This is a genomic window from Ruminococcus sp. 5_1_39BFAA, assembly GCF_964240875.1.
GTDB lineage: Bacteria > Bacillota > Clostridia > Lachnospirales > Lachnospiraceae > Blautia_A.
On sequence record NZ_CAXSVO010000003.1, the window covers coordinates 1 to 17,320 of the forward strand.

The following is a 17,320-nucleotide window of genomic DNA, read 5'->3' on the forward strand; positions in this document are numbered from 1 at the left end:
TTCAGAAGTGTGTATACATCTGCAACGCTACTAATGTTGTTTTCTGAGATAATCTGTCGAATTTGTTCCTTTGCAACTGCCATAAAAATACTCCTTTTCGATAAGAATTGTCATATCTGAATTCTTACCAAAAAAGAGTTATTTTTTACCAGAAACACAAACTATTTTACACTACCTCATAAATATAAAGCCGCCTTGGACTGCACCTCTAAGGCACACGCAAAAGCACTTGCTGCATTGGTCTTTTTCCCAAAACAGCAAGCGCTTTTTATGGCTCTTTTTATACGAGATTATCCTTTTTTCCTGTTCTCCTGCGTCTGGGATATCCAGAAAAACATCCCCTTTATTCTCCTTCCACCATATATCCAGTTCCATATACATTCTGTATATACCGCGGGTTTTTGGTATCATCCCCCATTTTCTTTCGCATGCGATGGATGTGTGCCATGATGTTCCTATCATCATAGATATACTCTTTCCCCCATACCGCCTCATAAAGTTCCTTATAAGAAAAAGCCCTATTCAGATGCAGAATCAGGTAATTCATGATAGCAAACTCTGTCTTCGTAAAAACAAGTTCTATCCCATCCATAAAGATCTTCCGTACCTGCGCATTGATCTGAAACCGTTTCCCACTAATATCCAAGGTAAAATTTCCTTTCCAGTGAACCCTCCGCAATAAGGCTCTCACACTGGCTAAAATTTCTTCATTCGTCTGTGGGTATGCCAGATATTCGTCTGCTCCAGAATCAATCGCATAGATTTTTTCCTCAATCTGCCTGATTCGGTCCTCTGCTCGGGAAATGAAAAGAATATATCCTGAAAATGAATATAATTGAATCTGTCTGACTATTCTAATGTTCTCGCTGAAACGGTCCTCTGTTTCTATAATTACAAGCATAACTCTATCGAGAACAGTCTGCAACAGCTTTTCCTTCTTGATATCCCATTCATTTTTCCTATAAGTCTCTACTTCATACTCTGCTTCAAAATGATGTATGAGTAAATGATATAGTTCCAACTTTTCCGAAAGAATTAAAAGTTTATTACGTGCAACCATATCTTCAATCCAATATTTAATCAAAGTTTTTATTCAAACTACACTTAGTTCTGTCTGCTTTCTCACAGCTACATGCTTATACCTCCGCATAGATTTCCCCATCTTCCACCGTAAAGAGAATCACCTCTGAATATGCACTGTCATTTCTGAAATCCACCAGTTCAAACATCATAGCAAAAGTTCCATCTCCCAGTTCTGCCTCTTCAAAAAAAGTATCTTCTGTAACAGTAAAGGTATCCACCTCTACCATCTGCAGCTCATCATCATCTGACAGACTGGCGCTGTAATGCAGCGTAGTAATTTCGTCTCCTGCTTTGAGCTTCACAAGGTTCCGATCTGGCATTCCATTGTCATCCAATCCTTTTCTTGCACCTAATATTTCGAACTCTTCTGTTGTATAATCGTAAACCACTCTGAGCTGGTATTCCTCACCATTTAGCAGGACAGGAACACTGTACAGATTATAATCCTCACCTTCATAGATAACCTCCATATAACACAGACAGCCGTCTATCGAGCCCCAGACACCCCGGAAATTATCTGTAAAAATGCCATTTTCCCAATCCATGCTGATATCATTATCGCGTCCAAGATAAAGCATAATATCCTCATCCTCATCAAAATAGGCAAGCTGGCAGTATACTCCCTTCAGCATATTTATAATCTCCTGCGAAAGCTCCATAACTCCGTATCCATCGTCATTGATATATACCGGATAGTCCTCTTCCCCGGAACTTTCAATGGCATCAATTTGAGGAATCTCCTCATATCCCATCTCCGCCACATATTCCTGCCCTGCCTCACTTAAGCTTCCGCTGAGTCCAAACGCATAAAGATAATTAAAAGCCTCACTTGCTCCAATCTCCGAATACGTATTAAAATCGTCAATGCTTCCATCATAAGAATAATAACAGGACAATCCCCCCGCCTGCTGTCTGTATATTCCATTCACCTTGTATACGACACACTCTTCCAATGCAGCCAGAACATCACCGCAAGTATCCGAAAGAATATCACTGTTATTCAGTACCAGATCCTGCAAATCTACCATATTTGTATAGCCGGTATCTTTTGTGTTTCCGCCATAGTTTTCTGCATTTTCCGCATTTCGTCCAAACCAGGAAAAAAAGGACGAATTCTCGCATGCACAGGAAAGCGCCTCTTTTCCCATGTTATCATAAGCAGTAAGAAGAGCCCCAATTTTCCCAAGATCCACCACAGACAATGTGATTTCTTCCTCTGTGCCATACATTTCACAGCCTTCCCTATAGGAATCACAGATTACAGTTCCCAGGGCAGCCCCATCCATCTGAGGATTTGCGGCAAGAGCACTGACCCAGCCCGAATAATTCCAGCCATTTCCCGGCTCGGTTTCTTCACTTGCTACCATGTAACGGGCAATGTCGGAAAAGGTATTGGCTGTATCTACAGTTGCCATAAGGCACGCATCAAAACCTGCCAGTTCCAGAGGCGGGTTTTCTTCGGAAAGTTCAAAAACAGAAGCAAAGGCAGCATAAATTTCTCCTAAAGACAGAGAATCGTATCCATACAATTCATCAAATGCTACTCCCTGAGAGCTTCCGCCTCCATGATTCCAGAAAATCACAGCCGTATGCTCTGCTGGATAATTATTATTGCAGAACTCCAGAAAGTCAGCCAAAGTGCTACTTTCTCCCATATTGGCTGAAGGAAGCTGCTCCACACATTCCATCCCTTCACTGCTGTACACATAACGCTCCAGATAATCTGCATCCACCACATCATTCTGCCATGCTGATGCACCCCCGGTTTCAATCACAACGGTTACGTTTTCCGGTAAATCTACTTCCAGAAGTTCCGCCAAATCTTCTGTAGCGCTTCCATACTCACTTTCCAGATCGCTGCCGCAAAGATACCAGTAAATTGACCAGCTATCCTCCCCGGCAAACACCTTAGTTGAAATCATCGGAATCAACGTAACCAAAACCAGTAATAATATCACCTTACATTTTCTGCCCATCCCTGTTTCTCCTTTTTTCAAAAGCAAAGGCAGGAATCTCCAAAGAAATTTCCTGCCTTTATTCCCAATTCGTTATGTGGCTATATTCAAGACCTTCTACTGTATCTGCTTTACTATATCCATCATTCTTCTGCCTGAATAGAAACCATCATAATCTGTGCAACAGCTTCAAAACCTTCATCGCTCATCGGGTAAAAAGAAAATTCAAGAATATATCCCTTTTCAGTGGCGATGCTGACACATGCCACATCATTTTCCGGCATAGAATATGTCACTACAGGAATGCCGTTAATAATTCCGGCCTCAACCTCATCAACATCCTCTTCTCCTTCCAAATATGCCTGATACTCGTCTAAACTCATTCCATCAACATCCACATACATGACAGATGCTGTAGCTGTCTCATCTTCCGTTGTAAAATAACCGATATAACCTGCCTCTTTATCTTCCTCGGTCAATTCAGCCGGAATCAATACATCAGGAACATACATCTTAATTGCAATTTCATCAAAATTAACAAAGTCGCCCTTCCATTCTGCTGCTTCTTCAACGGACGGAGCTACATCCTCCCAGTTAACCTCAGGAACAGCAGCTGCTTCTTCTGTCTGCAGCTCTGTATCTGCTTCTTCAGCAAATACGTTACAACTCCCGCCAAATGCCAGAATTCCAGCCAGCATCAACGATAAAAATCTTTTTTTCATTTTAAGTTCCTCCTTAAAGTAATTTTTGTGAAGCCTGTGAAGCCATACTACCAAAAAGTCAATTCAAAATCAATCTGCTATGCTTAATCAGCAGCTTTTTTGCAAATTCCGCAATCCTGTCATTGCTTAATCCGCAGTTTTTTTGCTTAATCCGCAATCCATCCTGCCTTCCTTCTGATATAATCAGAAAGAAGCGTAGACTACACTATTGAGACATGATACAATCAAACTATCTTTCAAAGCTTTGGAGGAATTTATGAATATAGCAATTATCGATGATCTCAAAGATGACCGGCTATGGTTGTCTGAGAAACTAAATCAATATATGAAAGCAAATGATCTGTTCTTTAACCTGTCCGAATTCGATAATGCAGAGCAATTTTTAAATGTCTTCGTATCGGGCAGTTTTGATATCATTTTCATGGATATTTACATGGATAAGATAAATGGAATGGATGCTGCTGTACGGATACGGAAACTGGATTTTGACTGCAAACTAATTTTTATCACAGTATCTCAGGAGCACCTACTGCAGGGATACTCTGTCAATGCTTGTCACTATCTGATCAAACCGGTATCCGATGAGAGTTTTGATCAGGCTATGAAATTCTGTCGCATCAAACCTACCTACGCAGTACCTTTTCTTAATGTTACATCCAGAGGAGCATCCATACATCTGAATACTGCTAAAATCTTGTACATTGACATCCAACGCAGAGTTGTCCATATACACACATTGTCCAAAAATATTTCCGTTTCTGGCACCTTCAGCAAAGTCACAGACCCTCTCCTATCCGACAGTCGTTTTTTACTCTGTATACAGGGTGTCTTGGTTAATATGGATATGATCATTGACCAGACGGACAATCTCTTTCTTCTGAAGAATGGTGAACAAATACCAATCAATGTGAGAAAACGCAGATCCGTGATCCGGTCCTGGCAAAATTATGTATTTGAAAATATGAACAAGTAATCAAGGAGGATTTATGCATTTTAAAAGAAAACATAAGGTAAGCCCGTATAACCGTAAAAGGAGCAGTTGTAAGCCGGCAATCGCTCTGATGCTTGGATTTGCTTTGCTGATAAACAGTCCCCTATCGACATTAGCTTCTGAAACCAATGAAATCATTACTGCTGAAACCATTTTACAAAACGATACCAATATGGAATCCAGTTCAGATGCCGCTTTTAGTGGCTCAGGTGCTGATACACAGCTCTGTGATACCGATACTTCCTTAAACATCAACGATTTTTCTTTGGAGGCAGAGACATCCGGCTCCGATATAATTATAGAAACAGAGGATTCAAATATAGAAACCATTGAATCCAGTTCTGAGATGATTTCAAGTACAGGGGAGAGAGAATTAGATGCGGAGGCAGCAGACTCCTATCCTGACGCAATTCAAAGTACTGACGGCTCGGACATTCAGCCAGGTACCGATGATACATATGAATATGAGATGGCTTTGGATATTGATACTGTACCTGCAACTGAATGCGTCCCTTCTGACGTTTGCGGAAATGAATCCCCCAATCTCTCCGAAAAAATAAAAATTGTCTCTATAATTGATACTGATTACCTGCAAAATATACCAGCCGTTACAATTATTCAAAATACAACCCAAAACAACCAGCCGCTGCTGGACATGATCATGCATCTGCTGAACGTAACCGCAATATCACAGCTTCCTGACGGAACCACAGAAACGGTAACACTGTCTGTTGACTGGAATGTCGGCAATTTCTATGCACCTCAGATTGATGTATCCGTTCCAGGCAGTTATGAAGAACATGGCCGCATTCTTTTGCCGGACGGTTATGAATTTGCAGATAACGTACTTCAAGAAATCATCATTCCTGTGGAAGTCATTGTTCCTCCTGAACCGATAGTCATCACTTCCATTGAAGCATTCCCCGAGCTGGCTGACGCCTATGCTTTTCCTTTGGGAACCAGCATTACCGAGATCATCGCTTCCTGCAGCCTGGAAAATTACTGGAATTGCTACGATGCATCAGGCACCCTCTATATCACCAATATCTATTGGGATTTCAGTAATATTGCCCCCATGACCGCAGGTATATACGAAATTATCGGACAAATCCAGCCTCCGGAGCACACCGTTTTTGCAGAAACACTGAATGTAGAAAAAATAGTGATTCCCATTTCCATTCAGAAACCGGGAAAGCCGGACATTAACTGCTGTTATGCAGGGCGCGGACGTTTTATTTTCCCATGGATCACGCCTCCCGGTTCCCTTGACGAGATAAAAGTATGGATTTCAGAAGAAAACAGCGCCTGGAACAGTTATTCTCGCGACGATTCCCAGGTATACTGGGATGCTTATACACTGATCCTCGACACCAGTTTGTTTACGGCAGGAAAAAGCTATCGCCTTCAAGTGGATTATGACGGCGGATCAACGCAAATACTCAGCTTTACTTATAATCAGTATCCCCAGATTCATTCTTATAATGAAGGGGATCGGGACGGCGGTGATGCCAACGGATATCCCAACGGCAATACTACTCAGACTACTCCGGAAATTCCGGCACAGTCTGAAGCAGATTCTGAACCTGATTCTGGGTCTGAGACTCTTTCTGAATCTGATTCGGAGCCTGCACAAACCGGTTCGGATTCTTACAGCAATGTGGAAACTTCTGGCAACGATGATTTAAATGAAAACAATACAGACAATACTTATCAGACTGCTCCAGGGTCTCCGACACCGTCTGTGGCAGAACCTGAGTCTGAGTCTGGTTCAGGATCCGAGTCTGTTTGGGAACCTTCACAAAACGCCCCGAACGCTGACAGCAATGCGAATACTCCAAACTCGTCCGGCAAAATTCTGGAATTTTCAGGAGAAGATTACGATATAATATCCGGGAAACGGCTTTTGATGATGCTTGACGCTTTTGGTATCGCTCAGTTTTCCAAGCATGGAATATCTGTTATTCTGTCTCGCTCAGCGGTGCTATCCACAGTTCCCTCTGACCATGACCAATTTTGTATTACTATTCTAAATAACAGTGACCATTCTTTCTCATTTTCAGTGACTCAGAATGATAAGCCCGTGGAAAACCTGGAAAATACGAAGCTGATGCTGCCATGGAACCCCCATTCATCTTCTTCCATTCTGTTTCTCCTGAATGAGAATTATACACTTGCGGCAATCGGAACTTATGCCCCTGATGCCTCCATCGCTACATTTACAGTAAATACATCCGGAAACTATATTATCTATGAAGCTTCTGAACTTACCGAAGCTATACGGATCTTTCTTTTAACTGTTTTTTCAATGTTCCTGAATACAATAATATGAGAGAAATATAAAATGAAAAACCTAACCAAAAAAATCCTGTTCTTTTCTCTGGCAGTAATACTTACCTCAGCACTTAGCATTTTTTTCTACCATTTTAATAACAAGTACACAAAAAAGTCTATACAGGCTTTTAATGGACTTCTTGTGTTATCAGAAAGCGATTTGGAAGAACCGCTTTATCTTATCGATGGCTGGGCCTTCTATCCTGATATATTATTGACTCCAGAAGACTTTGCTGGAGGCAACCCGGGGCATTATATGATTTATACCAGCATTGGAGAATATACGCAATTTATTAACTACAGCCAACCCGAAAGTCCTCACGGCTGTGGAACATACCTGCTGTATCTGTATCTTCCGGATCAACCTGCCGCTTATACACTTGACCTGCCTGAAATCTTTTCTGCTTACAGACTGTATCTCAACGATTCACTGATACTTCAAATGGGCGAACCGAATCCGGAAAACTACCAGTCATGTACCCAGAATCGTTCAATAACATTCGAAGGCTCCGGACAGGTCAGGCTTCTGATTGCGGTCAGCGACTATTCCCATTTTTACAGCGGCATCGTATATCCCCCTGCCATTGGTACCCCTCAGTCTCTGGCTGCAGTGCAAAACATACGATATGGACTATCAGTCGCTGTTATCACCCTCGGAATCGTCATCGCCTTATTGTCTCTGTATTTAGGCATTCGCATGAAAGACTCAAATGCACTCTTTTTCTTTTTGCTATGTCTTTCCATGTGCGGCTTTTCCTCCTACAATTTACTGCATACACTTTTTGCTCTGCCCATATTTCCATATTATGCCTTAGAGCTTATTTCCGGTTATCTAATGGCATTTTTCACCGTACTGCTGCACAGCCGCATCTGCCGCATCCATCGGCTGGTACAGCGGCTGTTCTGCGGAATGATTGTTTTTTTCTGTATTCTGGCTCTTTTTTATGGCTTATGCGCCTCTCAGCTTACCATATCCACAATACAGATATTTTCCAAACTCGTTTTCCTGTTCAAGACAGCGGTTGCCAGTTACCTGCTGGTCACTGCATGGCTGTTTTTTGACAGAAAGTCAAAATCTGGGCAGCCTCTTTTTTACGCTTCCATTATTTATGCCGTTTTCTTCATTTGGGATCGCATTTTTCCCAATTATGAACCAATTTATGGCGGATGGTATTCTGAATGGGGCAGCTTTATACTGGTGATTACCATCGGCTATATTCTGTGGCGCGATGTGGTTTCTGCCTATTCCTATGGGCTTGTTTTTACTGAGGAGCATCATCAGATCACCAGGCAGTTATCCATGCAGACCGCTTATATGAAAAAACTTTCTTCCCAGATTTCCGAAAACCGCAAGGTTGTACATGACTTTCGGCAACATTTACATACGATCACATCGCTTGCACAACAGTTGTCCACAAACGAGCAGCAGGAACCCGTACTCAATAAGTTACTTACATACCTGGAGACTCTTTCATCCCGGCAATTTTCCCAACATTCTCCTGTACACCATCCATTCTGTAAAAATATTGCCGTGGATTCCCTTCTCCAATACTACTATGCTGCTGCCATTGAAAATGGATTTAAAGTAAATTTCCAACTCACATTGCCAGACTCTCTTGCACTATCTGATGTAGAACTGTGCACAGTTTTGGGAAATCTGCTGGAAAACGCACTGTACGCATGCCACCGGGATACTGCAGACAACCGTTCAATCATACTCTCCTCTCGTGAAACAAAAAGTCAGTTGTTTATTTGCGTAGAAAATACCTACGATGGAAAATTCAGAGAAAAGGAAAACCGCTATCTGTCCCTAAAATCCACGGAAGACCGTTTCGGAATCGGACTGGAATCCATACGGGAAACCATAGAACGTTATGGTGGTGTTGTTTCTATCTGCCCTATGGATCATAATTTCCGCGTAGGAATTATCATTCCTCACCACTCAAAATAAAATGGCAGACAATGCAAATCATTGAACCGGAAAAAGAACAGTTTTTATATATCCATAGGATAGGAAAACGGAGCTGCAATTTAACGCGGCTCCACTTTTTCCGTATATCCGATTCTACTTTATATAAAACTACTTAAAACCCCATATCCAGATCGTCTAACCGAAACATTCTGACCTTCCCTTCCGGGGCAAGGATACATTTTTCATGGCGCAGGCAGATTTCCTTACTTTCTGCTCCCTGCCGTTCCAGACAAAGCACACTGCTGATCTTTTCCGCAAACTCGTTTTTCCACACGTTTCCCCGTTCGCCTCCCAGTCCGTCTGAGTATGCCATCAAAATCATAGCACATCCGCTTTCCTTTGCAAGCTGCGCCAGCTTATAAATAATCGGATAAACCATATCCGGTGTATCCTGATATATGTCATATTCCAAGTATTCTTGAATAGGATCCACAATCACCATCCGGATTCCAAAGCTTTCTATTATTTGTCCAATGCTGTCATCCCCCAGGGTGATCGGCAGCATATCGTTTATTGTATAAACCCTTGAAAGATCCGCCCCGGCTTCCATAAGCCTTGGCTTTATCAGTTCGGAGAGGTCATCATCTCCGGAAAAATATAAAACATTCCCTGGAGCAATCTCTTTCATATCTTCCATGCTTTTTTTATTTGTGCAGGCTGCCATCAGCCTGGAAGCAAAAATGGATTTACCGCAGCATTCCCTTCCATGCACCAAGGTGACCTTTCCAAAGGGTATGTATGGATACCAGAACCATGTTAAGGGCTGGTTTTCTACCTCATTCATATTTTTCACTCTTCTGCCTTTTTCTTTAAACTGAAACATCCTATTCTCCTTTTTTCTTCACTATTATTTGAGTAAACTGCCTGGTACCCAGACATTCCATGATTTCACATCCTACTTTGTTTCTGCTTCCTGTGTTTCTTTTGCTGCTCCCTTTTGTGCGGTCGCTGTTGTTTCTTCCTGTCCTGCCTCTATCTGGATTACCTCGCCTGCCGTTCCTTCCTCCATCTGCTTCTCATTTGTCTCTGTCACCTCTTTGCAAAGAATGAGATGCCTCCTGTTGGCATTTCCATTACAGGTAGAAAGCGTCAGAAGATGTTCCCCGCGTACAAGTGCATTTCCCGTATGGGCAGCAATCGTTTCGCTTAAGGAGGCAAAGTCCTCTGTACTGTAGACTGTCCGGAAATACTTCCCCTCACTCACATCTACCATCTGGTCATCGATGATCTGATAGATAAATTCCCCCTCCGGGGTATAGAGAAAAACCGTGGCTGTCTCCTCCATGAACTGGCTGAAAGAACCAAACATGCTCCCATCCTTCATGTTGTGCCCGTAAAGGATCGTATTATCATCCGTAAAATCCGGCTTATTTACACAGTCCATAAAGATGCAGCCCGAAATATGTTCTTCCCCTGAAAATGTGTGCGTCAGGTAATACGAATTATCCGTTCCCTGGACCACCGGGTAGTTAATCCCAAGCTCTTTACATTTGATCCATGCTACAATGTCTCCATTGATTTCTTTTAAAGAATCAAAATCTACTGCTGTTTTCTTTTTTACTACGCCAGAGTCATCGGCGTCTGCCTCACTTTCTTCCTCCGCAAATTCTTGCAGCCCCCTATATTCGCTGACACCCTCCTGATACATACACCAGATTCCAAAGAGTACACTGGCACTGAACCCCAGCACCATCAGGCAGATTGCCAGGATCATGATTTCCTTGATATACTTCATCACGCATTCCCCCCTAACTGAAAAAGGGCCATCGCATGTGCAACAACCCTTCGATTTCAGGCGGTCTGACCGCCTTCTATATTTTTTTGTTCTTTTCAGGTTACGGCAATCCTCCCGTTCCGGATTCCATAGGCTACAAAGCGATAACACTAATTTCCGCTCCGCGCTAAGCCAGGTGCCTGTCACGGCACCCGGCACTCTTTTGTTCCCTTTCTATTATGTTTCCATCTTATTTTTTCTTTTTCATATACCACACCACTCCTGCAATGCCTCCGATGGAAAGAACGGCCAGAAAAACAGGAAGCCAGATATTCGTGGAATCCCCGGTTCTTGGGGCAACGGCCTGGGTGGTGACTGCCGCTTTTTTGTTAGTGATCTCTTTTGTAATGGTAATCTCTTTCGTCTTATCGTCCACATACTCAAAACGGATCGGAATTTCCTCATCGGATGCCTCATAGCCCTCTGCTGCTTTTGTCTCAACGAGTACATACTCGGTGGTTTCCTCAAACTTTCCATCCTTGTAAAGTGCGGTCTGAAGTTCTTCACTTTTTGCTGTTCCCTCCTGATCAGTTACAAATTTTGCCACTAACTTTTTGGAACCTTTCTTCCTCAGTTCAAACTCCACACCCGCAATCGGCGCTTTGCTGTCCGCATCCGACTTTTTGATGATAAGGCATCCAACAGGGATGCCGTCCTTCATCTCCACCTTCTGGATTTCCCCGGTATCCTTTACTTCAAATTCCACATCTTCTGTCACAAGGTACCCCTTCGGCGCCTGTTCCTCCCGGAGTGTGTATTTGCCGATTGGCAGTTTTTCGATCAGATGCGGCTTTTCCTCCGATATCCAGCTTTCCACCACTTTTCCATCTTTATCGTAGATAGTCAGTTTTGCTCCCGGAACCTCTTTGGAATCCGTGATATCCGTTTTGCTGATCTCCACCTTTGTCACATCATCTTCCATGGTGTGTTTCTGCACGTCTGCAGTATTTTCAACCGTAAATTCTACGCTCTCTGCAGTAGCGTATCCATCTGCCGGAATCCGCTCCACCATTTTGTAGGTCTTTCCTGCCACCAGTTCTTTAATGACATGCGGTTCTTCCTCCGATACCCATTCATCCACGATTTCCCCATTTTCATCAATTACCGCAAGCGTTGCCCCCGGAAGCTCCTTCCCGGTAGTAATGTCCGCTTTGGTAAGCTCCACCGTGGTCGGGTCATCTTCAAAAATAATGGAATAGGATGCTTCCGCTGTCTTATCTCCCTGATATTCAAATACAAATTCCTGTGTTTCCTCACTGTTTACGAACCCATCCGGCGCATAAAGCTCTTTCACATAGTATTTTCCATCAACAGGAAGGTCTGCCACGAAATGGATTCTTCCATCCGCCTCTGTTGTCTTCAGCTCAATGACCGTATCCGCTTCCATCAGCACTTTCCCTTTGGCGGATAAGATATCTTCCTTCGTGAAAAGCCCGAAGATGGCACCGGAGAGTACCCGGTCCGTGCCATGTTCCTTTTTCAATACCTCTACCTGCACCCTCTGGCGGTTGTTCTGCCAGTTCTCGTCATATACGATCACGGGTGTGTCCTGGTCGCGGTAAGTAAGATCCACATATTTTGGTTCCTCATCCAAAACATATCCGTATGCGGTGCCTGTTTCTTTCACATAATAGCGCCCTGCCGGAAGTTCCTTTGCCTGCGCGATACCGTTTCCGTCAGTGGTAATCGTTGTCACTAATTCGTCTGCTGCATAATAATCTGCGCTTACACCGTCCGCGGCTTTGATCGCTTCCGCCGCATAAACCTCAAAGGTAACGCTCGTCAGATTTCCGGTAACATATTCAAAGAAATGCTCTACCACGCCTTTGGCGTTATCAAGGAGTGTCACTTTATCAAGGAACTCACCCTTTTTGTTGACGATCAGAAGGGCTTTCGGTACATCATCCTCCATTTGTACTTTTTGCACTTCCCGGGTGTCCAGAACCGTAAACTGGATTTCGTTGGCACGCAGGTACCCATAGGGCGCAAATTCCTCCCGAAGTGTATAGGTCTTGTCTGCGGTCAGGCGCTTTATCACATGCGGTTCCCCCTTGACAGAAGTCCAGGAATCCACCACATTCCCTTTTTCATCCAGTACCGTAAGGGAAGCCCCGGAAAGCTCCGCGCCGGCATCCTGCTTCTCTACGGTAAGCTCGACTTTCTGCCTTTTATCCGTAAAAAGAAGTTCTCTTTCTACTACCGGTGTGTTCTGCCCTTCGTAGATAAACTCCACTTCCCTGCTCATATCTTCAAGCACATATCCATAGGGCGCTTTTGTCTCTGTGATCCGGTATTTTCCAAGAGGCAGGTCCTCTACGGTTGCCGCTCCGCTCTCATCCGTCGTCACGGCCGTCACAAGTGTGTCCTTCGCATACTCCACATGACGGTTCCCCTGCTCATCCATCTGATGATCCGCGCTGTAAATATCCTCTGCCGCATAGACCTCAAACTGTGCTCCGGCAAGGCTTCCCTCTTCATATATGAAATCTTTCTTAAAGGATTTCAGAATCTCCCCGAACTTTTTTATCACCAGTTTTCCTTTTACCGGATGGTTTTCATAAGTGACGGTAATAATCGCGTCATTGCTCAAATTTTCCATTTCATAAGCGGTATTGCTATCCACCTTAATCTCCACATAACCGGTATTTAACGTATAGCCATCCGGTGCTGTCACCTCTTCAATCCGGTAATTTCCGCACTCCAACGCGTTTGGCCGGATCAGGTATCCGTTTTCATCCGTAAAGTAGGATTTATGCACCGTGGTCTCCGGATAGGTTGTCACCTGCTCCACATACTTTTCCTCATCCAGGTTGTAAACCTTAAACTCCGTTCCGGAAAGCAGCACGCTCTGCTTCGTCTCATCATCCTTTTTGACAATCTTAAGCTTTGCCATGAATTCATCATCAAGCAGGACCCTCCACACCTGCGGTTCTGTCCTGTTTTCTGAGATCGTCACTATAAAATCCTCTACCGGCGTAAAATTATGCGGTGTGGTAGTCTCCCGTACCACATAAGTCCCATAAGGGATCGCAATCGAGCAGGCATAGCCCTTTTCATCGGTAAACAGCTCCGTTTTTCCATCAGATGTCAGAACAATGGGATTTACGTTTGCAAAATCATAGCTGCCGTCTTTATTCTTCTTTAAGCTGCTCTTAAGATACGCAGAAAAACCGGCACCTTTTAAAAGATCCGCATCCGTTTTTCCATTATTTGCGGCTTTAATCAGTTGGAAAGGCTGTCTGATGACCTCCTCCAGGGACGTAGCGGTACGCTCCACCGTCTTTACCGTATCCCCCTCATAAGCGCATTCCAGGTCATATTCCTGCTCATCCAGAAGATACCCCGCGGGCGGAGTCAGCTCCTTGATATAATATTTGCCAAGATACAGGCCCGTAATTTCAGCATCCCCATTTTCGTCTGTTGTCAATGTCGCGACCTGTGCACCCGCTTTATATATCACTCCTGTCTTTCCATCCGGATGAAGGATGTCTTCCCGCGCAAACAGTCCATAAACAGCGCCTGTAAAGACCGCATCCCCCTGGCGTACATCGCCGGTCTCCTTATCCTTTTTTACCAGATGGATAGCCGCCTCTACACGTTTATTCAGGAAGGTATGGGTAAATGGTACCGTTGCCTCTTTATCATTAGTATAACTGAATGTAAAGGAATACCGGTCATCACTGTTTCGCAGATAGTTCTCCGGTGCCTTCAGTTCCTTTACATAATAGCCATATCCGATAGGCAGGTCGGAAGTAAATGTTCCCCGTCCATCCGGTCCTGTTGTCACCTTCTCAATCAGGGTATCTTTTACCACTGCTACGTTTCCGTCTGCATTCCTGATATCGGTTCCGGCATACAGGCCGTAAATTCCCCCTGCAAGCGGTACCTTTGTCATATCATCCTGCTTTTCCACCGTCACAGACGCTTTCTGGCGGGCATTAGTAAATGTCACGCTGCCCATCTGTTTTTCCACATAGGCGCCAGCATACTCCAGCTTAATGGTCTGGGATTCCCCGGTACAGATAAGGTTCTCCGGCGCTTTCATTTCTGTTACAACATAAGTGCCAAGGTACAGATCATCCAGCAGCGCACTTCCATCCTCCCCTGTTGTAATGGCCTCCTTTACCAGTGCGTCTTTCGTATAAATCAATTTGCCGTCCGGCGCCTTGATATCCGCTCCCGCATACACGTTATAAACGGCGCCTTTCTGGCGCTTTTTCTCATAGCGGAAGGAAACTCCCGCATCTGTGACATCCGCGCCCGTCAAGACTTCCCCTTCCTTATAAACGGTCAGGGATGCTTTTTGTTCCGCGTCTAAGACTTCCTGTGATACAGTTCCGCCTACCACAAGCTTGATGTTATATGCTTTCGCATCCAGGACATAACCAACCGGAACGGAAATTTCCTTTAAGTATACGGTTTCCACAGTCTTTGTAAGTGTCACGCTGGAATGCCCTTTTTCGTCTGTCGCCGGCATCTGGATGAGCAGGTTTTGGCAGGCTTCATCACTGTAAATACCATACACGGCACCCGCGATAGCCGCATTGCTGCCTTTACTCTTTTTTACGATCTCTACGGTAGACTGCTCAATCCAGTTTACCTTAAACTCCACATATTTCTCATCGGTAACTCCTTCTCCAAATACCAGCGCCAGATCCTGCGTGTCACTTCCGGTTGTGATCTTGTATGCGGAGAAATCCTTTGTAATGCTTCCTTTCATTTTTGAAGACCAGGAGCCGCTTACCTCTGCCACCTGTGTCAGCGGTGCGCTCAAATAAAACTTTGTACCTCCTCCGATCTCCACCTCAGCGCCTGCTTTGCTGGTTTTTCCCGTTGTGGTATTATGCAGCTTCACGCCTGCCGGCAGTTTCAAGGTGATCGTCTGAAGCGTGTCTGCCTGAAAGGTAATTTCCTTTGTCCTCTGGATATCACCTTCAATATAAGCCGTGGTATCCGCTTCTGAAAATGACATGGCAACATCCGGAATTTCCGGCTGGCTCACACAATAGTTATACAGCTCCATAGCAAGAGCCTGCCCGGTGCTGTTTGTTCCTGAAAACGCGTCACCGCTTCCGTTGGCATAAGATGCCGCCAGATGAGTGATAATAAATCGTTTCCCAGTGGAAAAATCCGGATATTTCTCAGCAAAAAAGCCTTCATCGCCGGATGCCTTTGTCCCATAGTAGCAGACTTTCGCAAGCACCTTGCTGTCCTTCAGCTTCGTGATCGTGTACTTTCCATCTCCCGGACCTGCCTTGGATGGCTGCACACAATAAGCCGTTGCCTTCACACTTCCAAACGTTACCGTGTACGGATAGGTCACATAGGAACCAAAGCCATAATCCGCATAATAATATGCGCTTCCTCTGGTGACATCCACATTCTGCGATGCTTTTGCCGCAAACAGCATGGGAGCCTCCGCAGTAAATGTAACTGTCTCGCCCTCTTCCAATTCCAGGATATCAACCTCCTGTTCTGCCGCCTGTTCCATGACGTCTCCCAGTGACAGGCCGCTTTCCTCATCATAGGTATCCTGTTGCTGCGCGGCTTCAAGCGCATCATCCAGTTCCGCTTCAGATAAAGGCGTCATTTCCGTCTGTATATCCATCTGCGTCTCGGTTCCTTCCTGCGCTGTTTCGCTTTCTGTTTCCGTCTGCTCCGATTTCTGATCCCCGGCCTGCCCTTCGTCATTTTGCGTCTCACTTTCCGCAATCTCTTCCGAAAGCTCTGTCTGTTCTTCCCCTTTCACAGGCATTTCCGTTTCCTGCTCCGCCGCTGGATTTTCTGTTGTACTTTCTGTCTCGTATTCCGTCTCATCGTTTGTCTCTGCCGCTGGCACCTCTCCTGTCAGGTCAGCAATCAGTTCCCCGATGGACAGCGTTCCCCATCCGGTCTGCGCTTCCGTCTCTGTCTGGGATGCCTCCGAGTCACTCTCCCCGTCATCTTCGCCGCCGTCTTTTGTATCACCACTGCCCTCTGCCTGACCACCGGATGTTTCCGCCTCACGGGGCGTAACCGTAATGTTCCGCGCGATCAGGTAGCCCTCTCCTTCTTTTGGTGTCACCTGATATACGCATTTATAGATTCCCGGAACATTTGGATCAAATTCCGTTCCATCTTCCATGGCCGCTTTCTTCAGTTCCGCTTTCTCATCCTCTTTTAGCTTCAGTCCTGTAAAATCCTTCTTGATTTCAAAGGCATCCCCTGCCGTAATGGTAAGGGCCAGTTCCGGATCGGCTTCTATCGCCTGAATAAGCTCCTCCTCGCTTTTCTCACTCTGATCCTGTGCCTGCTCCTGCTCCTGATATATTCCGTCTGTTTCGGCTGCTGCAGAAGTTCCTGCTGAAAAGAGCGTAGTGCAGCACATAGCAAGAGCCAGCGCACCCGCAATCCATCTTTTTCTACGATTTTTTTCCAAATATCGATTCTCCTTTCATGACCTGATACATTTTCTGGTTCCGGCTAAAAACGGTCTGTCGCGGATCCGCATCC

The 17,320-nt window shown here is 44.7% G+C and carries 9 protein-coding genes; 3 read left to right on the plus strand and 6 right to left on the minus strand.

Annotated features, from left to right (window positions below; all coding sequences use genetic code 11):
• Positions 1–343: 343 nt before the first annotated feature.
• The 3 genes from ACESZH_RS04945 to ACESZH_RS04955 all read right to left on the minus strand — a co-directional run bounded on the left by ACESZH_RS04945 (position 344) and on the right by ACESZH_RS04955 (position 3,760).
• Positions 344–1,060: a winged helix-turn-helix domain-containing protein gene (locus ACESZH_RS04945; RefSeq protein ID WP_373213668.1), complete on the minus strand. Its 717-nt coding sequence runs from the start codon at positions 1,058–1,060 to the stop codon at positions 344–346.
• A 76-nt stretch (positions 1,061–1,136) separates the two neighbouring features.
• Positions 1,137–3,059, minus strand: a complete 1,923-nt coding sequence (locus tag ACESZH_RS04950) for a clostripain-related cysteine peptidase (RefSeq protein WP_373213665.1) — start codon at positions 3,057–3,059, stop codon at positions 1,137–1,139.
• Positions 3,060–3,181: 122 nt separating this feature from the next.
• Positions 3,182–3,760 (minus strand): hypothetical protein, encoded by a 579-nt coding sequence (locus ACESZH_RS04955; protein ID WP_373213662.1) that lies wholly within the window; start codon positions 3,758–3,760, stop codon positions 3,182–3,184.
• Between the two features lie 256 nt (positions 3,761–4,016).
• Here ACESZH_RS04955 and ACESZH_RS04960 point away from each other — a divergent pair, with 256 nt between their 5' ends.
• From ACESZH_RS04960 to ACESZH_RS04970, 3 genes are read left to right on the plus strand one after another with little or no spacing between them, the layout of a single operon-like run.
• Positions 4,017–4,733 (plus strand): LytR/AlgR family response regulator transcription factor, encoded by a 717-nt coding sequence (locus ACESZH_RS04960; protein WP_373213660.1) that lies wholly within the window; start codon positions 4,017–4,019, stop codon positions 4,731–4,733.
• A 13-nt stretch (positions 4,734–4,746) separates the two neighbouring features.
• The gene (locus ACESZH_RS04965; RefSeq protein ID WP_373213657.1) at positions 4,747–7,080 is read left to right on the plus strand and encodes a hypothetical protein; all 2,334 of its coding nucleotides are present in this window, start codon (positions 4,747–4,749) and stop codon (positions 7,078–7,080) included.
• Between the two features lie 12 nt (positions 7,081–7,092).
• On the plus strand, positions 7,093–9,033 hold the full coding sequence (locus tag ACESZH_RS04970) for a sensor histidine kinase (RefSeq protein ID WP_373213655.1): 1,941 nt from the start codon (positions 7,093–7,095) through the stop codon (positions 9,031–9,033).
• Between the two features lie 133 nt (positions 9,034–9,166).
• Here the strand turns inward: ACESZH_RS04970 and ACESZH_RS04975 are convergent, their stop codons facing one another.
• The 3 genes from ACESZH_RS04975 to ACESZH_RS04985 form a co-directional block, all read right to left on the minus strand.
• A complete protein-coding gene (locus ACESZH_RS04975) occupies positions 9,167–9,877 on the minus strand; it encodes an AAA family ATPase (RefSeq protein ID WP_373213653.1) in 711 nt (236 codons plus the stop codon).
• A 72-nt stretch (positions 9,878–9,949) separates the two neighbouring features.
• Entirely contained in the window at positions 9,950–10,789 is an 840-nt protein-coding gene (locus tag ACESZH_RS04980; RefSeq protein ID WP_373213651.1) for a class B sortase, read from the minus strand.
• Between the two features lie 229 nt (positions 10,790–11,018).
• Entirely contained in the window at positions 11,019–17,246 is a 6,228-nt protein-coding gene (locus tag ACESZH_RS04985; protein ID WP_373213649.1) for a SpaA isopeptide-forming pilin-related protein, read from the minus strand.
• Positions 17,247–17,320 lie beyond the last annotated feature (74 nt).